Source organism: Dyadobacter koreensis (assembly GCF_900108855.1).
GTDB classification, from domain to species: domain Bacteria; phylum Bacteroidota; class Bacteroidia; order Cytophagales; family Spirosomataceae; genus Dyadobacter; species Dyadobacter koreensis.
This window is the reverse complement of sequence record NZ_FNXY01000002.1, coordinates 187,043-211,364: the sequence shown is the minus strand read 5'-3', so window position 1 is coordinate 211,364 and position 24,322 is coordinate 187,043. Positions and strand designations below refer to the sequence as shown.

18 protein-coding genes and 2 tRNA genes are annotated in these 24,322 nt (G+C 38.1%); 15 read left to right on the top strand and 5 right to left on the bottom strand.

Annotated elements, in window-relative coordinates; translation table 11 throughout:
• Positions 1–10 precede the first annotated feature (10 nt).
• The 11 genes from BMY70_RS05505 (at position 11) to BMY70_RS05455 (ending at position 12,105) form a co-directional block, all read left to right on the top strand.
• Complete coding sequence (locus BMY70_RS05505; protein ID WP_090333103.1) at positions 11–1,123, top strand: glycosyltransferase family 4 protein; 1,113 nt, start codon at positions 11–13, stop codon at positions 1,121–1,123.
• A 142-nt stretch (positions 1,124–1,265) separates the two neighbouring features.
• The gene (locus BMY70_RS05500; RefSeq protein ID WP_090333100.1) at positions 1,266–2,057 is read left to right on the top strand and encodes a glycosyltransferase; all 792 of its coding nucleotides are present in this window, start codon (positions 1,266–1,268) and stop codon (positions 2,055–2,057) included.
• Positions 2,058–2,130: 73 nt separating this feature from the next.
• Positions 2,131–3,093: an NAD-dependent epimerase/dehydratase family protein gene (locus BMY70_RS05495; RefSeq protein WP_090333098.1), complete on the top strand. Its 963-nt coding sequence runs from the start codon at positions 2,131–2,133 to the stop codon at positions 3,091–3,093.
• The gene (locus BMY70_RS05490) at positions 3,090–4,391 is read left to right on the top strand and encodes an HAD-IIIA family hydrolase (RefSeq protein WP_090333095.1); all 1,302 of its coding nucleotides are present in this window, start codon (positions 3,090–3,092) and stop codon (positions 4,389–4,391) included. The genes BMY70_RS05495 and BMY70_RS05490 overlap by 4 nt, the downstream gene beginning before the upstream one ends.
• Positions 4,388–5,371 (top strand): GHMP family kinase ATP-binding protein, encoded by a 984-nt coding sequence (locus BMY70_RS05485; RefSeq protein ID WP_090333092.1) that lies wholly within the window; start codon positions 4,388–4,390, stop codon positions 5,369–5,371. Before BMY70_RS05490 ends, BMY70_RS05485 begins: the two co-directional genes overlap by 4 nt.
• Positions 5,372–5,396: 25 nt before the next feature.
• The gene (locus BMY70_RS05480) at positions 5,397–5,957 is read left to right on the top strand and encodes a D-sedoheptulose-7-phosphate isomerase (RefSeq protein WP_090333089.1); all 561 of its coding nucleotides are present in this window, start codon (positions 5,397–5,399) and stop codon (positions 5,955–5,957) included.
• A 44-nt stretch (positions 5,958–6,001) separates the two neighbouring features.
• Entirely contained in the window at positions 6,002–6,679 is a 678-nt protein-coding gene (locus BMY70_RS05475; RefSeq protein WP_090333086.1) for a TylF/MycF/NovP-related O-methyltransferase, read from the top strand.
• Positions 6,680–6,801: 122 nt separating this feature from the next.
• A complete protein-coding gene (locus BMY70_RS05470; RefSeq protein ID WP_090333083.1) occupies positions 6,802–7,515 on the top strand; it encodes a class I SAM-dependent methyltransferase in 714 nt (237 codons plus the stop codon).
• Between the two features lie 223 nt (positions 7,516–7,738).
• Complete coding sequence (locus BMY70_RS05465) at positions 7,739–8,740, top strand: sugar transferase (RefSeq protein ID WP_090333080.1); 1,002 nt, start codon at positions 7,739–7,741, stop codon at positions 8,738–8,740.
• 467 nt (positions 8,741–9,207) lie between these two features.
• Positions 9,208–10,485, top strand: a complete 1,278-nt coding sequence (locus BMY70_RS05460; protein ID WP_229209494.1) for a capsule assembly Wzi family protein — start codon at positions 9,208–9,210, stop codon at positions 10,483–10,485.
• A gap of 117 nt (positions 10,486–10,602) precedes the next feature.
• Positions 10,603–12,105 (top strand): capsule assembly Wzi family protein, encoded by a 1,503-nt coding sequence (locus BMY70_RS05455; RefSeq protein WP_229209493.1) that lies wholly within the window; start codon positions 10,603–10,605, stop codon positions 12,103–12,105.
• Between the two features lie 30 nt (positions 12,106–12,135).
• Here the strand turns inward: BMY70_RS05455 and BMY70_RS05450 are convergent, their stop codons facing one another.
• Complete coding sequence (locus tag BMY70_RS05450) at positions 12,136–12,525, bottom strand: HIT family protein (RefSeq protein ID WP_090333075.1); 390 nt, start codon at positions 12,523–12,525, stop codon at positions 12,136–12,138.
• A gap of 128 nt (positions 12,526–12,653) precedes the next feature.
• Here BMY70_RS05450 and BMY70_RS05445 point away from each other — a divergent pair, with 128 nt between their 5' ends.
• The gene (locus BMY70_RS05445; RefSeq protein WP_090333072.1) at positions 12,654–13,364 is read left to right on the top strand and encodes a 3-keto-disaccharide hydrolase; all 711 of its coding nucleotides are present in this window, start codon (positions 12,654–12,656) and stop codon (positions 13,362–13,364) included.
• Here the strand turns inward: BMY70_RS05445 and BMY70_RS05440 are convergent.
• Together BMY70_RS05440 and BMY70_RS05435 are read right to left on the bottom strand one after the other, a co-directional pair.
• Positions 13,361–17,347: an AAA domain-containing protein gene (locus BMY70_RS05440; RefSeq protein WP_090333069.1), complete on the bottom strand. Its 3,987-nt coding sequence runs from the start codon at positions 17,345–17,347 to the stop codon at positions 13,361–13,363. The two genes, BMY70_RS05445 and BMY70_RS05440, sit on opposite strands and share 4 nt — an antisense overlap.
• A gap of 24 nt (positions 17,348–17,371) precedes the next feature.
• Entirely contained in the window at positions 17,372–18,445 is a 1,074-nt protein-coding gene (locus BMY70_RS05435) for a TerC/Alx family metal homeostasis membrane protein (RefSeq protein WP_090333066.1), read from the bottom strand.
• Positions 18,446–18,945: 500 nt separating this feature from the next.
• Here BMY70_RS05435 and BMY70_RS05430 point away from each other — a divergent pair.
• The 3 genes from BMY70_RS05430 (at position 18,946) to BMY70_RS05420 (ending at position 22,277) form a co-directional block, all read left to right on the top strand.
• Positions 18,946–19,018 (top strand) — tRNA-Gly (locus BMY70_RS05430).
• Positions 19,019–19,091: 73 nt separating this feature from the next.
• Positions 19,092–19,177 (top strand) — tRNA-Leu (locus BMY70_RS05425).
• 148 nt (positions 19,178–19,325) lie between these two features.
• A complete protein-coding gene (locus BMY70_RS05420) occupies positions 19,326–22,277 on the top strand; it encodes a DEAD/DEAH box helicase (protein ID WP_090333064.1) in 2,952 nt (983 codons plus the stop codon).
• Positions 22,278–22,355: 78 nt separating this feature from the next.
• Here the strand turns inward: BMY70_RS05420 and BMY70_RS05415 are convergent, their stop codons facing one another.
• Both BMY70_RS05415 and BMY70_RS05410 read right to left on the bottom strand, forming a co-directional pair.
• The gene (locus BMY70_RS05415) at positions 22,356–23,651 is read right to left on the bottom strand and encodes an adenylosuccinate synthase (RefSeq protein WP_090333062.1); all 1,296 of its coding nucleotides are present in this window, start codon (positions 23,649–23,651) and stop codon (positions 22,356–22,358) included.
• 85 nt (positions 23,652–23,736) lie between these two features.
• On the bottom strand, positions 23,737–24,243 hold the full coding sequence (locus BMY70_RS05410) for a Fur family transcriptional regulator (RefSeq protein WP_090333059.1): 507 nt from the start codon (positions 24,241–24,243) through the stop codon (positions 23,737–23,739).
• Between the last annotated feature and the right edge of the window lie 79 nt (positions 24,244–24,322).

Below are 24,322 nucleotides of genomic sequence, written 5' to 3'. Positions count from 1 at the left end.
CTATATCTATATGATTAAAAAAAAGCTTTTCATAGTTGAACAATATCTTTCCTGGAAGGGACATTATAGACAATATTTTGAAAATTTGATTTCCAATGATTTTTTCTACATATACTGTTCATCGAAAAAACAAAGTTACCCAAATTCCACATTTTTAGAGGCGGAGGAAAAAGACTTCAGAACTTTTACTGATTTTATAAAAGGTCGCTTTTTAGATTCCTTTAAAGCTTATTCAAAATTAGTGGATGAAAAACCTTCTGTGGCTCATTTGTTAGAATTCGAACCGTTTTCTTTTTTTTACCTGCTGTTATTTAAGAGAAATCACATTCCACTATTAATAATTACCATTCACTCTATTGAAAGGATGAGATACGCTAACAAATTGAAAGATGCAATATCATATCTTCAAAGATTAGTTTATCAATATACGTTAAGGAAGGCTGCAATGATGGGAGCTACGTTTGTTACTCATTATGAACATCACAGAAACCAATTAATTTCCTTAATAGGAAATAAATATGTAAAGGCAATTTACGTTATCAATTACCCTTGTCCAGAGGTTTCGCACAATAATAATCAGACAAAAAATAATAGTACTGCCAAATTCCTAATCTACGGGCAAATACGAGAAGACAAAGGAATTTTTGAGTTTTTGTCGAATTCGAAAACGTTGGATTTGAATATCACTATTGCAGGTAAAATACATGATCCAAGAATACTAAATCTGAATCACCCAAATTTAGAAATAATCAATAAGTTTATTACCGACGAAGAATTAATCGATCTTGTTCGATCACACAGTTTTATGCTCCTTCCCTATTTAGAAACCTACACAGGTGGGGCCGGAACACTAAAAGACAGTATTGCTTACGGACTACCTATTGTTGCATCTGATATTCCAATTTTTAAGGAAGTAATTCAAAGAGAGAATTTAGGGTTTATTTTCAAAGAGGTAAATGAGATTAAAGCTTTTAGTGATATTACAGATAGTAACAAGTACGATATTTTAAAGTCTAATTGTCTGACGTATGCTCAAAAATATAATTGGGAAAACATGCGCCAACAATACTTTCATCTATATGAGATGTGTATTTCAAAGTCTAGTGATCGTCAACCAACGTAATCCGGACGACCGACTGAAACAGTAAATATTTAATTATGTACCTTCCTCAAATTTTAACATACCATTATCTCATTATTTTTGCTTAATACGATTATATTTGTACGCTTTAAAAGCTAAATACTTTACACACTTAACATTATAAATGGAATTTCCTCTTGTAACCGTCCTATATCCCGTATATAATGACTCTCCTGTTCATATTCATGAAAGCATGAACAGTATTATCAATCAGGATTATTCTAATCTTGAAATAATAATCGTCGATGACAGCAATAAATTATCGAGTATAGAGGCCTTAGATTTTTTCAAATCAGATTCCAGAGTCAAAATTTTAAGAACCAAGCACACAGGAGGACTACCGCAAGCATTGAATGACGGGCTAGCCATGGCTAGCGGCAAATATATCGCCAGAGCTGATGCTGATGACATTCAATTTCCGAACCGTATAAGATGCCAGGTCGAGTTTCTTGAGAAAAACCAATCCATTGGTATTCTCGGGTGTAATATCAACTACATCGATGACCAAGGCAATCATATAAAAATGCGTAATTACCCTGAAACTGATAAGAGTATTCGTAAATACCTACATCTTCGAAACCCTCTTTGTCACAGCGTTGTCATGATTCGGAAAGATATTTTCGACAAGATAGGGACATACAACACAGATTTTAAGAGAGCAGAAGATTACGAATTATGGCTAAGAGCAAGCGCAAATAAAATTGAACTTCACAATCTTCAACAAGTGCTAATGGATTATCGAATGGCAACTGGTGAAAAAAGAGATAAGTTAAACTGGAAAATGAATCTTAAACTTAAAAAGAAATATTTTTCATTTCAATATCTTTTTGAAAGTACCGTTGGAATCCTTTCGATCTATTTATATATCCTCACCCCGATTTCTTTACAAAATTATATTTATAAAAAATTGGCATAGAATCGATACAGAGTCTGGTCGAATTCTCTTTTCACTTACTATATAACTTGCTTATATACAAACTATTAACATAATGAAAATACTAATCACAGGTGGAGCTGGATTTATAGGAAGCCATCTTTGCGACGCACTATTACAAAATAACGAAAATCACATAACAGTACTAGACAACTTGTCCTTGGGCAGGCTTGCCAACATAGAACACTTATCAGGCAACGGTAATTTCGAATTTATTCAAGGCGATATTTTAGATGAAGGATTTGTTTCGGATGTTTTTGCAAAGTCAAATTTCGAGATTGTTTTTCATCTGGCCGCTAATTCTGATATCGCTATCAGCCATACCAAGCCCGAAGTAGATGTGAATAATACCTTTTTAACGACTTATAGAGTTCTCGAAATGATGAGAATTTATGGTGTCCGAAAGATTGTATTTGCATCAACTTCTGCAATTTATGGCGATCCGGCGGGAAAAAAGCTAACAGAAAATTTTGGCCCGTTGCTCCCTGTTTCACATTATGGAGCATCTAAGCTTGCCTCGGAGGCTATAATATCTTCGTATGTTGCAAATTATCAGATTCAGGCATGGATTGTTCGTTTCCCAAATGTTGTAGGAGAAAGAGCTACCCACGGAGCCATTTTTGACTTCATAAGAAAGGCATACAAAAATCATATATTTTTAGAAGTTCTTGGAAACGGCGAACAAAATAAGCCTTATGTCTATGTAAAGGATTTGGTAGAAGCTATTCTTTTTGTTTGGAATAATACTTCTGATCAAATAAATATATTTAATATCGGAGTCGATTCCAGAACAAAAGTTAAAGAAATGGCTGAAATCGTATTAAAAGAAGCAGGGCTCGATCGTGAGATTAGATTTACTGGCGGTAATACTGGATGGATTGGCGATGTTCCGGAGTTTGAATATGATCTTACCAAGATCCAAAATCTTGGATGGAAGGCAAAACATTCTTCAACGGAGGCCGTACGAAAAGCTGTCCAACAGATACTACTTCTTACTCCTCAAATCATTAACTTATGATTGCCGTAATTCTAGCAGGGGGAAAAGGAACCAGACTTGGTCTAGATGATTTACCCAAGCCAATGGTATCCGTAGCCGGAAAACCTTTATTGGAACATCAGCTTCTCCTGTTAAAAAGATATGGTATAAATCAGGTTATTATGCTGACCGGCTATCTTTCTGAAAAAATTGAAGGATATTTTGGAAATGGTTCGCAATGGGATATGCAGGTCAGTTATTGTCGCGAAGATATTCCATTGGGTACTTCCGGCGCTTTGAAACAGTTAGAGCCAAGCTTAAAGGAACGATTTCTTGTTCTTTATGGTGATGTCGTGATGGATTTTGACATAAAACGGTTTCAGGATTTTGACAGACAAGCTCCATCATTAGGATCATTAATCGTCCATCCTAACGATCATCCCTATGATAGTGACTTGGTAGAACGTGAAGGTGACTTAATTACACGCTTTATATCAAAACCGCATCCAGAGGGGCTACTGTATGAAAATTTGGTAAACGCTGCTGTATATATTTTAAGCCCGAAGATTTTTAAGTATATAAAAAGCGATATTTCTTCAGATTTTGGGAAGGATATATTTCCGCTGGTTTTAGACCATGGCGAACGATTACGTGCGTACAATACCCCAGAATATATAAAGGATTTAGGAACACCTGACCGTTTACATAAAGTCGAGAAAGATTATAGTAGTGGAAAGGTTGCCAACTGGAACCGGGGAAATAAAAGACCGGCCATTTTTTTAGACCGGGACGGCGTCATCAATAGAGAGGTCGACAATTTGAGAAGAGTGGAAGATTTCGAAATTTTACCTGGTGTTTCAGATGCAATACGCCGTATTAACCAATCAGAGTACCTTGCGGTTGTGGTTACAAATCAACCCGGTATCGCGAAAGGGTTTCTTAGTATTGAAAAATTAAAAGAGGTTCATAAACTTCTAGAAACAAGCTTGGGTCAAGAAAAAGCTTTCTTAAATCAAATATACTTTTGCCCCCACCATCCAGAAAAAGGATTCGAAGGTGAGGTCGCCGAACTTAAAATATCCTGTGACTGTCGAAAACCTGAGATTGGAATGATCTTAAAGGCGAAAGCTGAGTATAACATTGATTTGTCCAAATCTTTTTTTATTGGTGATACTACGACCGATATCAGGACAGCCAAAAATGCTGGTCTCACCTCAGTATTAGTTGAAACAGGATATGCAGGTAAGGATAAGCGTTATGATGTAACACCTGATTTTGTTGCACCTGGCCTAGGTCATGCTGTAAACTGGATTCTCTCAAATAATAAAAATTCTAAATGATTATATCCCGAACTCCATTCAGAATCAGCTTTGCAGGCGGTGGCAGTGATTTGAAGGAATATTACAGTAATTACGGCGGTGCGGTATTAAGTGTAACGATAGACAAATATGTGTATCTTTCCATGCACCCATACTTCAATGATCAGAAAATATTTTTAAAGTATTCTCATAATGAGTTGGTAGATAAGATTGACGAAATTCAACATAGAATTATTCGTCAGGTATTTACTAATTTAAATATCTCCGGGGTTGACTTTAATTCTAGTGCTGATATTCCGTCTGGGACGGGGTTAGGTTCATCATCTGCCTTCACATCTGGCTTAATAAACCTGTCTCAAGCTTATCTTGGAAGGTTCATTAATAGGGAGGCAATTGCAAAAGCTGCTTGCGAAGTCGAAATTGAACAGCTCGGGGAACCAATCGGAAAACAAGATCAATATGCATGTGCAGTTGGCGGTCTTAATTTCATTGAGTTTAAACAAGATGAACAAGTTGTAATTAACAAAATTCATATTGATATTGACAAACAGAAGGAATTGGAAAGTAATTTGCTCATGTTTTATCTGGGCAATACCAGAAGTGCGAGTGCTATTTTATCGGAGCAGCGTCAAAATATTATTAGCGACGAAAAGAAAAACAATAATCTACACAAGATGGTTAAGCTGGCATATGATCTCCAAAAAGAGTTACAGACAAATAATATAAGCACTTTCGGAGATATATTGCATGCAGGGTGGCTATATAAGAAAGAAATGGCATCGCAAATATCCAATCCTCAAATTGATTTTTACTATGAAAAAGCGCGTGCTGCCGGTGCCGAAGGTGGAAAATTATTGGGTGCGGGCGGAGGTGGCTTCCTTTTATTTTACGTTCAAAAAGAAAAACAAACGGCTGTAAGAATTGCTTTAGCCGAACTTAATGAACTCCCCTTCCGATTTGATTTTAGTGGAAGTACAATAGTTTTTGCAGACCAGAAGTAGATACATATACTATAACATATATAACATGACAGAGAACTTTGTAACAAATTACATTGAAGAACTAAAAGAAACTCTTGATAATTTAGATAAGCAAGAAATCGTAAAGTTCGCATCGATTCTTGAACAAGCCCGACAAAACGGCAATAAAGTTTTTATCTTCGGAAACGGCGGCAGCGGATCAACCGCGACTCATTTTGCTTGCGATATAAATAAGGGTGCGTCATTAGGTAAAGAGAAAAGGCATAAAATTATTGCCCTTACGGATAACATACCCATAATGCTAGCCTACTCCAACGACATGTCATACGATGACGTGTTTGTAGAGCAGTTAAAAAATTTCATTGAAACAGGTGATGTCGTCGTCGGAATATCAGGAAGCGGCAACTCAAAAAATATTATTAAAGCTATTGAATTTGCAAACGGACAGGGTAACACCACCGTTGGTATCACAGGTTTTGATGGGGGAAAATTGAAAAAGCTGGCAACTTACAGTGTTAATGCCAATCGGAATGACATGCAAATTTCAGAAGATATTCACATGATATTGGTCCACTTAATGATGAAGATACTGGAAGCAATTGATTGATAATACCACATTACATCACCTATACACATAAATTAAACTTCCTCATGAAAAGAAGCGTTCTAAAATTAGTCCAACAAGTATTAAATAATTTTAACCTGGCACTAACCAGGCCAAACAACAATTTGGGAAGAGAGAGATATATCAGTCTTTCAGAAAGGATGGACTATACTCGTACTGCAACTTTAGATTTATTAGCTCATGAAATAATAAAAAATAATGTAAAAGGACAGATTGCAGAACTTGGCGTTTTTAAAGGCGAATTTGCTAAATATTTGAATAGAATATTTCCAGACCGTCCTTTACATTTGTTTGACACCTTTGAAGGATTTGATGTCAGAGATGTCGAAAATGAGAAAAAAAATAAATTTTCTACGGGTGATCAAAATTTTTCTGATACAAGTGTGGAGCTCGTTTTAAGCAAAATGTATTCCCCAGATAAGTGTTTAGTTCATAAAGGATTCTTTCCAAATACAACAGCTGGTTTGAGTAACGATTTATCCTTTGCGTTTGTAAGTATAGATGCTGATTTGTACCAACCAATTTATGAAGGATTGAAATATTTTTACCCAAAATTAAGCTCAGGTGGATACATATTTGTCCATGATTTTAACAACCAAGAATATTCAGGTGCAAATAAAGCAGTTCTTGATTTTTGCAATGAGAACAAAATACCTTACACGCCCACAGCAGATGGCTGGGGAAGTGTGGTTATAGCAAAATAGAGGCTGGACAGAGCATAAAATAGATTCTACCTCCTATAAACTATTTTAGTTATCAGCGATTTATTAGACTGTCCATCTTGAATTGCTGTTTTTTCTACTATACACTAATAAATATCTTTATAATGTTACAAAAAAGCTGGTTCAGAAAATTATTTAGGTTCAATCAATACGAACGTGATCAATGGATTATAAAGATCGTGAAACAAATCCCTGACAATTCTCGTGTTTTAGATGTTGGAGCTGGCTCTTGCCCGTATCGTAGCTTATTTAAACATTGTGAATATAAAACACATGATTTTGTTCAGTTGAGATCTGACCAGCTGTTGGGAAAAGATTACGGTCAGATTGATTACGTAAGTGATATCAAAGAAATTCCGGTTCCAGACGCATCATTTGACGTTATCATCTGCACCGAAGTTTTTGAACATATTCCTGAACCAATACCTGTTGTAGCAGAGTTTGCGCGAATTCTCAAACCTGGTGGCAAACTAATACTTACCGCACCGTTACAATCTGGAATACACCAAGAGCCGTATCACTTTTATGGCGGCTATACTCCTTTCTGGTACAAGCACTTTCTCGGAAAAAATAATTTCGCAAATATATCTGTAGAGGAAAATGGTCTTTTCAATCGTTTTTTTGCCCAAGAAGGTATCAGATTTATACGAATGAATCACCCATTCAAAAATATTATCTCCTTCTTATATTTCCCTATTTGGCTTATTCTAACACCTATAATTTTATTAACTGCCATTTTAGCTCCGATATTCGATAGGTATGATAGTGAAAAAAGATTCACAATAGGATATCATGTTCTTGCCGAAAAACTGAAATAACTATAAGATTATTTCATTAAGTCTGATGTGATATATTTGAATATCTTACTTACATTTTATTGAATCCGGTATAAATTAATTATATTTTTCTATTTGAATAAATAACAAGGCACTTTTTTATGGTACAGGCTTTATATTGCAATAAATAATTATAACAATGATTTCATAATTAGAGGTTATTTTTTTATAATTGTATCACTAACACACAACTATCTCCATTTCTATGGACAAAACATTTATTACTAGCCGCACTTACACCCACACGTTACGCAGTAAGACTGCAACAACGAACGAGGTTTTAATCATTACGAGTTATGATTATTTCCTTCAAAAACGCGATCTCGGAATACTTCTAAAATTGTATAAGGAAGTTATTCTGATCCCTTATTCAGACGACGATGATTATTTATTAAATCAAACTGTGAGCCCTCTTCTGGACAAGTTTGAGAAAATACATCTTGTCACAAATCCCCAGCATGACCAACGTAACCGTATAATATATGAGTTGGTTGTTCGTAAAAACAAATCCATAAAAATTACCACCGTTTTCGATTTCTGTGAAGATTACCTTTACAAAGTTTACATTCCTGACAATGTTGGAGAAAGTAATCCTTCGTTGAACTCTTTGCTAACCTTTAAAAGAAGAGTCCGTTATCCTAAAAAGGTGATTGATGTTACAACCTCTGCATTCTTATTTTTGATAAGCCTTCCACTTTGGATTCTTAGCTATATAAGAATAAAAATGCAGTCTCCGGGACCTGTGTTTTTTCGGCAGGAACGCGTAGGAATGAATAACAAGACATTCTACTGCGTTAAATTCAGATCCATGCGTCTGGATGCAGAGTCCAATGGAGCTACTTTTGCTACAAGAAAGGATTCCCGCGTATTTTCTTATGGAGCTTTTATGAGAACCAGTAGAATTGACGAGTTACCACAGATCTATAACATTTTCAGAAGAGACCTCTCTCTTATAGGGCCGCGCCCCGAAAGGCCAGTTTTTACCGAGACTTTTGATGAAACTATTCCTTATTACAATGTCAGACATCAGGTTAAGCCAGGAATTACCGGATATGCACAGGTAATGTATCCCTATGGGAGCGGAGTTTTTGATGCAAGACATAAGTTAATGTACGATTTATATTACATCAAAAATTGGAGCATTAAACTTGAACTCAAAATCATATTGCTTACTGTCTGGGTAATTTTAGGGAGAAAAGGTATATAAAGGAAATTTGTCTTTTAAAAAGCTTTCCATTAATCAATGGAAAGCTTTTTTATTGCCTTAACGTTCAAATAGCTATCAATACCCGAATAGTCAAAAAGGCTGTCGATAAAGTTTACGTACTGAAATAATTTTACATGTTTTAATTTTAAAACTTCTGTTGGATTTGGACCATCTCGTTTTATTAGAAGTTTGACCGTTTTATCGATTAGTTTAATTGAATAATGTATATTAGACCCATAAGAACTTTACTGACAATTTATCATGAGATCAGTAATAAAACTCATATGCATTCTTATACTTAGATGTTAGTATCGAACCATATAATACGCGTTTTCTTTTTTTCGATTTTCACCCTTTTAACCCTAAAACTTAGGGCACAAGATTCTACAATAACCTATAAAGCAGGCCTGTTAGTCGCAAGCTCAAATGACCAAACACCTTTTTGGTTACATGCTAATAAAAGTGGGATGATACCGTTGAACGGGACCTTTGCAAACGGACAATTTGCGTTAAATAAAATATATAACCCAAGCAATCCCCGAGCTTTTCAATGGTCTGCAGGAGTCGAACTTATTACAAATTATGGTAATAAGGCGGACGTATTTTTTACAGATTTATTCGTAGCTGGAAAAGCAGGGCCAGTTGAGCTGATGGTTGGGCAAAAGAAGAATATGACAGGGCTGGTTGACAGTTTGATGACGTCGGGTTCACTTGCTGTATCAGGTAATTCCAGACCAATGCCACGAGTTCAAATCTCAATTCCTGATTTTTTCCCCCTTGCCTTTACGAATGATTTTCTAGCAGTTAAGGCCTCCTATTCAGACGGAATTCTGGATGGTAGCCGTATCGTTTATGGAAGTACGGATTATGTATCGTCAACTTATCTTCATCAAAAATCATTTTATTTAAGAATTGGGAATCATCGCAATAAAATTAACATTTTAACCGGCTTTAATCATCAGGCGATTTGGGGAGGGGAGGACCAAATTATGCCAGTATATAACCTAACCCGTTCTAAGGCATATTGGCATGTGATCACAGGAAAAACGTTGGATTATAAAAAGATCGGCACACACTTTGGCACAATTGACTTAGCTGCGACGTACAAAGATAGAAATTGGAATTATTACATATACCGACAGAATATTTACGAGACGGGTTCTTTGTTTAAAATCAATAATTTTTCTGACGGATTAAATGGAATAAAAATTCAGCGAAATAGCCAAATTTATAAATCTGGAAATCACTTCATAATCAACTCTTTTTTGGTTGAGTTTTTAAGTACACAAAATCAAACTAATACGAATCCTGATTTTGGATTATTAATTTTCGAGAAAGGGAATTATTTCAATTCGCTTATTTACAGTAACGGTTGGTCCTACAAAAATAGAGGTATAGGAACACCGTTAAGTCCGAGTAAAAATCTGACGAACGAAAATTTACCAAAATCTGGTACTGAGTTTACAAATAATAATCGGATTACTGCAGTTCACTCAGGAGTTAGTGCTTCCTGGCTTAATACCGTGATAACCGTTCGCGCAACCTATTCTGTAAATAAGGGAACGTATATAAGTCCGTTTTCCAATAACTCGAATCAAGTTTCTCTGGGACTAAATGCTGAAAAGCGTATAAAACAGCTCAATTATACAACAGTTACGGCCGGGCTTTATTCTGATTTCGGAAAGTTATATCCAAATGCCACAAGTTTCACCATTGGTGTTCGAAGAAGTGGATATATAAATTAAGTTATGTGCGTAATTAAAGTTATTACTGCCCACTATTGTCTAGCAAAAACTTCTTCATACTTTTATACTATTGAAATACGATGTACACCACTAATATAAAAAACGAAAGGTAGCCTTATGAAGTTATTTTCTCTTAGCCTTGCATTTTTATTTACTGCTACCTTAGCCATCCAGAGTTACTCACAACCAAATACTAAATTTCCTATCGTATACCAGGACACGACAGATTCATTCATCGAAGTATTGGGTATGGCCAGTTCGACTTCAAGAACACCATTTTGGATTCAAGCCAATCAGTTCGGCATTGTTCCCAGAACAAGTCCCACAGGAACTTTAAATATTCAGCTGGAAAATTTTTGGTCACTAAATAGTAGTGACCAAAAAAATAAATGGAGAATTGGTGGAGGTATTCAAGCTGTCGGCAACTTAACCAAAGAATCAAAATTACTTCTTCCGCAGATTCACGGTACCATCCGCTTTAAAAATTGGGAACTTTTTGCTGGACGAAAAAAACAATGGATCGGCCTAGCAGATTCAACATTAGGAACAGGTTCCTATATTTGGTCCAATAATGCGATGCCCATTCCAAAGATTCAAATTGGCACCGTAGGGTTTGTTTCAGTTCCTTTTACCAAAGGCTGGATATCCTTTAACACATTTTATTCTGAAGGACTATTTGAAAATAACCGGCCTATTACCAGCAACCTTAAGTTACACCAAAAGGCTTTTTATTTACGTGTAGGGAAAATATCCTCAAGACTGAAGCTGTATGGTGGTATTAATCATCAAGTTCAATGGGGCGGCAATTCACCTTATGAGACTATCAATGGAAAGATGCCAACTGGATTTGGCAACTACGTTAACCTAATTATAGGTAGATCAGGAGACTCCAATGTTGGGCAAGAAAATTATTTTGATAATCACAACCGGGTAGGTAACCATCTTGGAACCATAGACATGGGAATGGAAATCGAGAGTTTTTCCAATTCTTGGTTTTTTTATCGTCAAAACATTTTCGAAGACGGTTCTCTCTTTGCCCTTAAAAGTCTCGCAGATGGTTTAAATGGTATTAGGTTCCGTAGTAAAAACTTTTACGGATCTAGCTTTTCCATTACCGAGGCAAACATTGAATTTCTGTATACTAAGAATCAAGGCGGTTCTGAGTTTATTTATGGTGATTTGAACGCTCCACGAGGAAGCTTAGGTAGAGATAATTACTTTAACCACACTCAAGTCCGCGATGGTTGGTCGTACTACGACCGCACTATTGGAACACCGTTTATTGCTCCCACAACTGATACTCAATGGAAGTGGCCAAAATATGCAGATAGTTTCACAAGCAATAATAGAGTTGCAGTGTATCACTTGGGGCTTAGAGGAACATTTCTTCGGAAAATGGTTTGGACAACTAAAATGTCATATTCAAGCAATATCGGAACCTATGACCAGCCATTCCCTTCAATAAACCAATTCTCAGGCCTCATAACCATGCAAGGAAAAATAAACCTGTTCGGAGGCACCATTTTAAAAGGCTCTGTGGCGGCAGATCTTGGAGAGCTCTATCCAGATACATACGGCTTTACACTTGGATTACGTAAGGAGGGCCTTTTGAGCAGGTAATAAGATTTAACGATACCTACTTTAATTGTCTTATATATTTTGGCGGATCTGCCTCGCAAGTTCAGCCAGCTCTTCCTGTGTGATCTTTATTTTCTTACTAAAATCTGCATCTTTCATTGAATTCAGTGGAAGTAGGTGAATATGGACGTGAGGTACTTCGAGACCAATCACACTAACGCCTATTCTTACACAAGGTACAGTCTTCTCCAGAGCTGGCACGATACTCTTTGCAAACAAGAAAAGTCGCGAGTACAGATCGTCTTCAAGATCAAAAATATAGTCAACTTCTTTCTTCGGAATTACTAACGTATGTCCCTTAGCGATCGGGAAAGCATCTAAAAAAGCTAGAAACTCATCATTCTCTGCAATTTTATGGGACGGAATCTCGCCACTTACAATTCTTGAAAATATGGAAGCCATAATTGATTTGTTTTCAAATTTTATAAATAATTGACTTTCAGAATACGTTAAACTTTAATTAGATTTTAAGTAGTTCCGAGTCCAAAAGTACTTAATATTGTGTTCCAAAACTTTTAAAAATATTGAATATGAATTTGACAAAATGGCAAGGATTTGGCAAAACGGCCTTAATCGCCTTATTCTCATTAGCCTTTATCGGAAACGAATCACAAGCTCAGTCAAAAGGAAAATGGGTAAAATTGTTTGACGGTAAAACAACGGCGGGATGGCATAGCTGGCAGGAATCATCTGTTAATCCAGGATGGAAAGTTGAAGATGGTGCTATTGTCCTTGCTGAAAAAGGCGGGAAAGATTTAGTAACAGATAAAGAGTATGGAGATTTCGAACTGGAACTTGAATGGAAAATCAGTGAAGGTGGTAACAGCGGAATTATCTATCACGTCATCGAAGACAAGAAATATTGCTGCCCATATTCGACAGGTCCTGAAATCCAGATTCTGGACGATGTAAAACATCCTGATGCGAAAGCGGGAAAAGATGGAAATCATAAATCAGCTTCGTTGTATGACATGTTGCCTCCAAGCGACTTCACTGTAACAAAACCAGCCGGCGAATGGAATAAAGCGAAAGTTGTAATCAAGAACGGCCACGGCGAAAGCTGGTTAAATGGCAAAAAACTTGTTGAATTCTCTACTATGGGCCCTGAATGGGATAAGTTGGTAGCCAACAGCAAATTCAAAACCTGGGATGGTTTCGGGGTTTCTCAAAAAGGAAAAATTGCTTTGCAGGATCACGGAAACAAAGTATCCTTCAGAAATATCCGGATCAAAGAACTTTAATCCAGATTCATGGATCCGTTCCAATATTCCCGACTGTAAATTCGCCTGACCGGCCAGTTTTTCAGTCGTAACAGAAGGGGTAAATAAGCGTGTGGCTCTTTTGACGATTTACTTCGGTGATACAAATCATCGTCCGTCAGGATCAGACCTTTATATACCCCTTCCTGTTTTATGGTAAGGTCAGAAAAGGGCAATTCTTTTTGCAGTTCCGGTTTCAATCTTGCCAGGCGATCCTTCAGTAACCAGTTAGATCTGAATTTATCCGTAGCTAAAGGTTTCGGTTTATAATTTCCATCCGATACATCCTGGGCATATTGAAGATACGCTTTTAGCAATTTTGGTCCCTGATTTGCCGCGTTATCTGTTTGTAATTGCGAAGGCCACAAACTGGTAATAAAATAAATCTTCTCCCGCGCACGTGTGATGGCAACATTGAGCCTGTTTTCTCCCCCACCCGCATTCAGACTACCAAAATTAGCAGAAACCTTTCCTTTTTCGTCAGGAGCATATCCCATAGAGAAAATAATAATATCACGCTCGTCTCCCTGCACATTTTCAATATTCTTGACAAAAAGTCCATCTGCTTTAACGTCAGCTTCCTCCAAAGTCTCCTGAATAAGTTGCTGCTGATAGAAATTAAACGTTACGACGCCAATTGACTTATCTGTTTTAGCTAATTCAGAAACTAATTCAACAACTTTTTCTGCCTCAGCAAGGTTAGTATTTTGTTTCCATACGCCATCCGTTTTTATGTATGTGATTCCCGGCTGCTGTTTGTTGATCAGATTAAAGTCGGGGAGTAAACGCAATGAATCTTTATAAAAATGATGGTTGGAAAAATCAATAAGATCCAGGGATAAACTTCGATAATGTCCCGTAAGTTGATATTGATCAAGACTTTGCGCCGCAAGATCCAGTAATGAGACCACTTCAAGAGCTACCACTATATCCTCCTCTTCTACCTTATCTTCGTAACGAACTTTGTAGAGATCGCTTGGTGAAAGCTGTTTGCTATCTCCCGCCACAACCACTTGTTTCCCTCTGTAAGCTGCCGGCAAACCATATTCCGCATAACACTGAGAAGCTTCATCAAATATAACAAGATCGAATAGACCCGCCTCCATTGGAAAGATGGCAGAAACTGCTTCGGGCGAAGCCATCCAACATGGAATCAGTGAAAAGACATCTTCGGAATAACTTTCAAGTAATTTTCTGATCGGCCAGATTTTACGTTTTTTCGTGACCTGATGATTCAATTCCCGATAGGTCACTCTATTTCCAAGCCGGTTTTTCTCAATATTTTTATAGGTGATTTCACGCAATTTCATTGTAGTAATGTCTCGGCTTAAATCTTCCTTCCGGCCGATACTACCTTGCAGCTGCTCCTCCCACTGCTGCATTTTTAAAGAAGTTACAGCGCGCAATTCGGGATATTTATTTTCAATATGCTCTATCCATTCAAGTATGATGCTATTTTCAAACAGTCTGACAACGTCGTCCGAATGGCTATAATTTAGTTTTTCACTTTTCGAAAGTACTATGTTAGAAACCGTTTGTTCCTGCGCGGTCATTTCAGAAAATGTCCGGTCCATTTCTGCCAGAGAATCAAAATCTTTGCTTATGGATGATAAAAGTCGCTGACTATATAATTCGGGATCTTTAATTAATCTCTCAATTTGCTCAGGGAGTAAAAATGGAAGCATCATTTCTTCCAAACGATTCCAGGATTTTATCCAGGTTGAAAGGCTTTCAATGGTATCCTTAAATTCATATATCCCTGTTGATTTCGATACCAGGTTTTTGATAACTTCGTTCCAGGGCTTTATTGCCGACCTTGAAACTGCGTCTGCGGCATTTTCAGCCAACTGAAAAAACTGAACATGCTGCGCTTCGAAAGACGCGTTGAATTCCATATATTTTTCATCAAAACAAAGCAGTGAATTCTCCAGCCAGTTTTGCAGCTCCATTCGGTTTCGCACACGAAGATCCAGTTTTTCCAAATCTTGCAGTGATGTAGTCAAGCTATTTTTCTGAGCGATATCATTAACGATAGCTTTTTCATTTCCGAACAGACTCCACCAAACCGAAGAAACCGAAGATTGCTTTGCTTCAATTGCCTTTCTAAGTTGCCCGCGAAAAACAGATAATTGTGATCGCACTAATGTAGCTTCGATTCCATCTTCGGCAAATCCTTCCAACGCGTCTGAAGTTTGCCGTATAAAAGCCAAACGCTCCGCACTACTCTTATCCGAAAATAAATAGGTTTTGAAGAGCGAATAAGTTGTTTCATTTTGGACAAGCTGTGCTACATCCGCCAGCCTTTCCAGAATTTCATTTCTGTACCGGATGTAATCAATGGAAAACGGTCTTCCGGTTATATTTTCAAACGCACGGCTTTGGTGAATATACGCATCCGGCCAGTCAGATAACATACGCTCTATATTCCGCAGATCACCCAGTCCAAATTTTGCGAAACTTCTGCGGTTGAACCAGTCGTGTTTTTTGTTGAATTGTAAACTATAACTGGAATATGTCTTGAAACGTCTTTTAAAATCATCCCAGTGATCAAGGCGGAAATAGCGATAGTTATCTTTCAAGTCTACATATTCACCCTTGGGATTGCTGGTCAGATACAACTCTTTCACAGAAACACCTGATTCATTTTCATCAAAAAGTGCCTCGCGAAATGAATCAAGTTCGCCAATAGTCCTATCAATTTGTCTGCTTTCCTGCGTAAACTGCCTTTCTAAAAAAACGGCATCAAGGCTATAATTCTGCTGGCGATAAGATTCTATCTGCTCGATCTGTACAGCAAACTGCCTGTAAAGTTCTGCTCTGTCATTTTTAAAATCGTGAATTAGTCCCACAAAAGGATCCATACCAACTGTTTTAAGACGCTGGTAAACGACATCAAGCGCAGCTCTTTTTTGGCAAACAAGTAGCACCCGTTTTCCTTGAGAAGCAAAATCGGCCATCAAGTTACAAATCAGCTGAGATTTACCACTGCCGGGAGGGCCCTGAACGACAACCGACTTTCCGGATTTCACGGATCGAATTATTGCTTCCTGAGACTCATCAATAGGGAAAGGGGTGAGAATTTGTTCCTCTTTTAGCTGAGTCGGATAACTAGACGGGTCACTCTCTCCAAGCTCTTCCATGACCGAATCTGATTCAACTTCGTTTTCCAGCAGCAACATGTTAAAATTGCTATCCTCAGACATTTCCAAAAGCGCATCATAATCAGGAACAAGATAAGATCCAGCCTGAGGAAATATTCCTAAAACTGCCTCCGGAAAGAGTTTCAATTCTCCATTTTTTTCCAAAAGCTGTAAGTCTGAGCTCTTTTGAATATCAAAAGGTTTAAGCTTATCTTCAAAAAGTTGCTGATTAAAGTTTATTCTTAGCGGTGTTTCTTTCAGCCACTCATACAACTGCGTACGAAATTCCAAGATATCTCTGGAAAAATCTTCAAAAGACTTTTCCAGTGTTTCATCAGAAATAATTGCCTCATTAAAGTGCGCATAAGCCAAAGCAAAACTCCGGTTCAGCGTAATTCCAATGTCATCCCTTTCAAACAAACACCATTGTTCGCGGTCAATACGAAGGGTTACCGGAAAGAATAAAAGTGGCGCGTGTATCGGAGTTCCATCAGAAAGTTTCCCCCTGACAAAAGGATAACCCACATACAAATCTCTTGAACCACGTTCTTCTTCAATAAAATGTTCAGTCCGGGCTATTTTCCTCAGCCTTTTACTGACTTCATTCACTTTTTCAAAACGCGGATCCTGGACATCGCAAAGCGGAATTCTGGTTTTTCTGTGTATGAGATTCTGGATAAACTCAAAAGAAGATTTACCCAGAAGAAAATCAGTTTCATTTATATCCAAAAACTGTTCGGCAGGCAATGTCGTTAACAATAACGACTTATTGCGTGTGCTGAGATTGGTAAGACGTTTTAAATATGCTTTAAGGATTCGATTCATAGAGTCTAAAACGATCCTTACCGTTTAACTATTGGATGCAATTTCTTTAACTTCTTCTTTCTTTTCCGGAAAGATAACAGAGGCTAGAATACTTACCGCAAGAATTCCCAGGATTACATAAAGAGAATAAACCGTCTCAAATCCCATTTCTTCCAGAGGCTTATGCGCAAGCATTTTACCACCGATGAATACCAAAAGAACTCCTAATCCGTATTTCAGGAAGCGGAACAGTCCCATGATGTTACTCAGGAAGAAGAACATGGAACGAAGTCCCATAATGGCAAAAATGTTTGAGAAGAAAACTACATATGGGTCTTTCGTTACAGAAAAAACAGCCGGAACGGAGTCAACTGCGAAAATTAAGTCTGTAAACTCCACGATTAAAACAACAACAAAAAGTGGCGTGACAAGCCATTTTCCATTCTTTTTCACAAAAAAATGTTCGTATACATAACGTGGGAAAACAGGCAGATATTTAGACGCAAATTTTACAACGGGATGTTTTGCAGGATCGATTTTTTCATCTTCATCACCCTGAAAAAAGATTTTACCTCCCTGATATACAAGCAAAATTCCGAAAAGATAAATGATCCATTCGAAACGTTGAATAAGCGCAGAGCCAACAAAGATGAAGACAAAACGCATCAGGATAGCACCTAAAACACCCCAGAACAGTACCTTCTTGTAGTATTTAGCTCTAACACCAAATGAAGCAAATATCAAGATAATGACAAATATATTATCAACAGACAGTGCATATTCCAGCAAATAACCCGTGATAAATTCAAGTGACATGTTTTTTCGGTATATCTCAAGACTTCCTTCAAAGTCCCCGGGAATCAATGTAAGATGTGGTGCGTATTTCGATTTTATTGTTTCAAGCTGCGCATAATTATCTACGCCATGGACAAGATCACCATGCGTATTGATAACTAGGTAAAAGACAAGTGCTAAGGCAATCCAAGCTACGGTCCAGGCAGCGGCTTCACCAAATTTAACTATGTGATCTTTTCGATTGAAGACTCCCAAATCCAAAAGGAGCATAATGCTTATCACAACAAGAAAACCTCCAAAAAACAGAACTTCGCTAGAAAACATGAAAATTTATTTTTAATTAAATTCGATAAAGCTGGGACAAAGAAATCAATCTGAAATACCAGGCGGCAGGAAATATTATTCATTATTTTCCAGGCTATACAAAGGTAATCAAAAATTGAAGTGCTGGGCTGAATTTGGACAAACGGTTGACAGTATAATTTAAGCGCTGGAATTAGCCGGAAGTACGGAGGCGCCAAAGTATTAATTCTCCACTGTCAAAATTCTTGGTTTATCCCGGTTTTCCAAAACTGGACTGCTTCGACAAAATAGAATCAGTTGTTCTAAATTGCAATAAAAGTCATTTTACACCTGGGTATGATGTATAGGTGCATCATAATCAAAAATATATTAAAATTATTTTTCGGGATAACTATCATGATTTACAATTTGTTAATAAAATTATCATTTTTTTTTCAAAAATATTTTCTCTCAACACTTGCGTTGAATACCCTCGCTGACTACCTTTGCACCACGTTAATCAAATAACGACACCAGAAAACGCAGAAGTAGCTCAGCTGGTAGAGCGCAACCTTGCCAAGGTTGAGGTCGCGAGTTCGAACCTCGTCTTCTGCTCAGAGATATCAAGCACCGGAAACGGTGCTTTTTCTCATAAAAACCGACAAACTTGTTTGAAGGTGGGCAAAATGCCAGGGTGGTGGAACTGGTAGACACGCAGGACTTAAAATCCTGTGAGCTGTAAGGCTCGTACGGGTTCGATTCCCGTCCCCGGTACATCACTTAGAAAGACTTCCAACTTGGAAGTCTTTTTTTTTGCCCCTCTTTATCCTATATTTGATATTTTTCAAATCCCAACGAAGCGAACTATCTCACGTTTGGATAGCTTTCGAACGCTGCGTCATCGTTTTGTGAACTGAAAGTTATGAAAGTATCTACCTCTGAGCCATTTAAAATAATATACTCTATTCTGGATCACGAATATCTGGGCTACATCTTCGAGTCCTTTGTAGTTCAGTTAAACAGCCAGGGTGACTTCTCGTACCAGATACAAAACATTTCTTCAAAAAATATAGAGGAATTTAGTTCAGGACTCAATGAAACGGATTTCGAACTGGTAAGTCTTATTGACGATATTCAGCAAGACACGATTTTAAAAAAATTCAATACAAAAAGACTTTCCCCCGTAGATTTTTTCCTAAAAATCTACGATGCTCAAAAGGGTGATAAAATTATCCAGGAAGCAATTACCGCCTATCTTGAAAACAGCAAAGCCCGAATTCTTGCCAAACTTGCAGGGAAAGATCTATTTATTATGGGTAGCGACGGGAATCCGCTCTGGAAGCCAGTCGAGTGGGAAAATGAAAAAGCGACGATCCGCTTTCATTTTATGCGGAATGAAGACAATACGCATTATTTTCCGGCAATAAGGCACAAAGGACAAAAACTCGATTTTCAGTATAAAAATGCAATTATCCTTTGCGAAGAACCTGCCTGGCTTGTCGTTGATGGCCATTTGTATCATTTTGAAGGCAATGTAGACGGGAAAAAGATTAAGCCTTTCTTAGCGAAGAAATTTATTGCAATACCACGAAAAGTTGAGGAAACCTATTACGAGCGTTTTGTCGCGCCGCTTATTGCTTCCTACGACGTTGTATCACGAGGGTTCGATATCCGTAATATTTCAACGCCTCCAAAACCTGTTCTTACAATAACCGACGTTGCCGTAAAAAGTAAAACAACCCCTGCCCTTCTTTTCGCAGAAGTTGATGGCGAAGAAACGCCTGCAATGGAATACGAAGACGGGGAAGTTTCTTTTGGAATGGCTTTTCAGTACGGAAATTATACTTTTCCGTTTGATAGTTTCGCGACGGCCTCTAGCGTCTTTATGGATAAGAGAGGCGAAGACTACACCTTCTATAAGGTAAAACGGGATAGTGTAACTGAACGACATAATTTTAATCAAATTAAAGATTGGGGGCTGGCTATCAAAAGCGGACAGCTCGTACTACCAAAATCTGAGGCCTTTGGATGGCTCCAAAGTCACGCAAAAACGTTGACTGAACATGGGTTCAGTATCCGTCAGAATAACGCGGATGCAAAAAGATATTTCCTTGGTTACTCTTCGCTGGATGTATCGATTGAGGAAGGCCGAGACTGGTTTGATATCAATGCACGTGTCCAATTCGGAGAGTATGAAATTCCGTTTCTTCAATTAAGAAATTATATTCTCAGTCAGAAAAAGGAATTTACACTACCAAATGGCGAAATAGCGGTAATTCCTGAATGGTGGTTTACCAAGTATTCAGAACTGTTTGCATTCTCCGAGCATCATCATGAAAGCGACGAAATTCGCTTACGTATGCACCATCTGGCACTTGTTCAGGAATTAAAAGAAGAAAGTCTGGCCACAGCTATTATCAGCCGAAAGCTGGAAAGATTGAGAGATTTTAACCAAATTGACCCGACAGATGCTCCCAAACATTTTAAAGGCACACTACGACCTTATCAGAAAGCGGGTTACGACTGGCTGCAATTTTTGAATCAATACCGATTCGGAGGCTGTCTGGCTGATGACATGGGGCTTGGAAAAACGGTGCAAACGCTCGCATTACTTCAATCTCAGAAAGAGGCCGGTATCAAAGAACCATCGCTGCTGATCATGCCTACGTCTCTGCTCTATAACTGGGCATTGGAGGCAAAACGTTTTACACCCAAATTAAAAGTAATGTTCCACACCGGAACATACAGGGAGAAGAATACGGAACAGTTTGAAGGTTTTGATTTAATTCTTACTTCTTACGGTATCGTAAGACTGGATATTGATTTTCTGCAATCTTTCCGATTCAATTATGTGATCCTGGATGAGTCGCAGGCGATCAAGAATCCAGGATCGATTATTACGAAGGCAGTTAGAAAATTAAATTCAGCGCATAGACTTATCCTTACCGGAACGCCAATTGAAAACAGCACGTTGGATTTGTGGTCGCAAATGTCATTTGTTAATCCGGGACTTTTGGGTAGCCAGACTTTTTTCCGTGATGAATTCCAAGTTCCGATAGAAAAGAAAAATGACGAGGAAAAATCAAGACGACTTTACAATCTTATAAAACCTTTCATTTTACGGCGACACAAATCACAGGTTGCTACGGATCTGCCAGAAAAAGTTGAAAGTATTCAATACTGCGAGATGTCTGAGGAGCAGGAAAAAGCATATGAAGAAGCAAAAGCATATTATCGCAACCTGATCCTGCAAAGCATTGATTCCGACGGAATAAACAAATCACAACTCGTTGTATTACAAGGGCTAACAAAGTTGCGTCAATTAGCAAATCATCCTAAAATGGTTGACCCTGAATATGCTGACGGATCAGGAAAATTTGAGGATGTTTTACATAAGATGGAAACGGCAATCAGTGAAAATCACAAAATTTTGATTTTTAGCCAGTATATAAAACACCTTGATTTATTCCGCGCTTATCTGGATAAAGGCAATATTATTTACGCCTATCTGGATGGCTCAACCAAAGACCGTCAGGCAGAAGTAGAAAATTTCCAGAATAATGAGAATATCAAAATATTCCTAATTTCATTAAAAGCCGGCGGACTAGGTCTTAACCTTACAGCAGCGGATTACGTATTTATTCTTGATCCCTGGTGGAACCCCGCCATTGAAGCCCAGGCGGTGGACAGAGCACACAGGATTGGTCAGGACCGAACGGTATTTACATATAAGTTTATTACCAAAAATACAGTTGAAGAGAAAATTCTGGCGTTACAGCGTACCAAGAAACAATTGGCGGATGACTTGATCTCAAATGAAGACGGATTTATAAAATCGCTGTCAAGAGAAGATGTTTTGTCTCTTCTTGAATAACATTAACGACAAAAAAGTAAAAAGGGGCAGCAACAATATGTTTCGGCCCCTTTTTACTTATTAATATAATTATATCTCTTAGTTCAAAAGAGCGGTAGTTTCGCGCGTGATCAAAGCTTCGCGATCTGGTCCTGTTGAAATAAAGGTAATTGGCAACTGAAGTTCTGCTTCCAGGAATTTTACATAAGCAAGAAGTTGTTCCGGAATCGCATCGAAATCACGGATACCGTCAAGAGACTGCTGCCATCCTGCAAAATCTTTGTAAACTGGCTCAGCCGTATTATCGCAAAGGTCGTAAGGAAGCTGATCTGTCAAGGTTCCGTCTGGCAAACGATAATGTGTACAAACACGAATATTATCAAAAACAGTGAGCACGTCAACTTTCATCATAATAAGCTGTGTAACCCCGTTGATCATGATCGCGTATTTCAAAGCTGGCAGATCCAACCACCCACAACGACGCGGACGACCGGTTGTAGCTCCGAATTCACGTCCTTCCTGTCTCATTTTTTCACCCGTTTCTTCGAGTAACTCTGTTGGGAAAGGCCCGCTGCCTACACGTGTGCAATAAGCCTTGAAGATACCAAATACTTCACCGACAGCGCTTGGAGAAATACCTAGACCCGTGCAGGCGCCAGCCGCCATTGTGGTAGAACTGGTAACAAAAGGATACGAACCGAAGTCGATATCGAGCAAAGAACCTTGGGCACCTTCAGCCAAAACTGTTTTACCTTCCGCAATCGCATCGTTGATAACGTATTCACTATCAACCATTTTAAACTGCTTCATGAATTCAACAGCAGCAAAGAAATTTTCTTCAGCCTGAGGAAGAACCGCCGCGTAATCGAAGGAATAAAAGTCAAGAATAACTTTATGGGCGTCAACAAGTTTCTTATACTTATCAGCAAAATTTGGCGATAAAACATCCCCGACACGTAACCCTAAGCGAGCTACTTTATCCTGATAAGCAGGTCCGATCCCACGAAGTGTCGAACCAATTTTCGAATCTCCTTTTGAACGCTCGTAAGCTGCATCAAGTAAAGCATGGGTTGGTAAAATCAACGATGCTTTTTTCGAGATAAATAAATTTCCAGCCAGATCCAGATTGTATTTGGCAAGATTTTCAATTTCTCTTTTAAAAACGATGGCGTCCAAAACAACCCCGTTTCCGATAATATTCTGGATTTCGCTACGGAAAATACCGGATGGAATCTGGTGCAAAACATGCTTGATACCATCAAATTCTAAAGTGTGCCCTGCATTTGGACCGCCCTGGAATCTTGCTACTACCTGATAGCGTGGCGCTAGTACGTCCACGATTTTACCCTTACCTTCATCTCCCCACTGGAGACCAAGCAATACGTCAACTTTCATCCAATAAATGGTTATTAAAAACTACTATTTGCTAAAATGACAAGGCGTAACAAACCATCAAATGTTTGTTACGCCTCATCGAAACCTACTCTCTTATTTCATGCCCCTCTGATACTTCCTCAGAAATTTCTTTCCGGTTCTGACAATTTTCTTTTGTGCAATTGCCGTAGAATATCAGGGAATGATGCATCACGCTGAAGTTAAGCATTTCACCTACCATATTCTGGATAGACTGGATCCTTGGATCACAAAACTCCATTACCTTATGACAATCCGTACAAATTAAATGATCGTGCTGCTTGTTTCCGTACGATTTTTCGAACTGTGCCAGATTTTTACCAAACTGGTGCTTGGTCACCAAATCACAGTCTACAAGTACGTCCAGGGTATTATACACCGTTGCACGACTCACACGATAACGTTTGTTTTTCATGCTGATGTAGAGCTCGTCCACATCGAAGTGATCTTCACGGGTATAGATTTCTTCCAATATCGCAAACCTTTCAGGGGTTTTACGAAGTCCTTTATTTTCGAGGTAAGCCGTCAGAATTTTCTTGGCGGCTTCAAAATTTGGTTTGCTGGCTTGTGGCATATCTTTTGAAAATCTTGCGCAAATTACGTGCTTTTTTTCTTAAATCACAGTGGCAATTATGCTGCGGTAGTCATTTGAA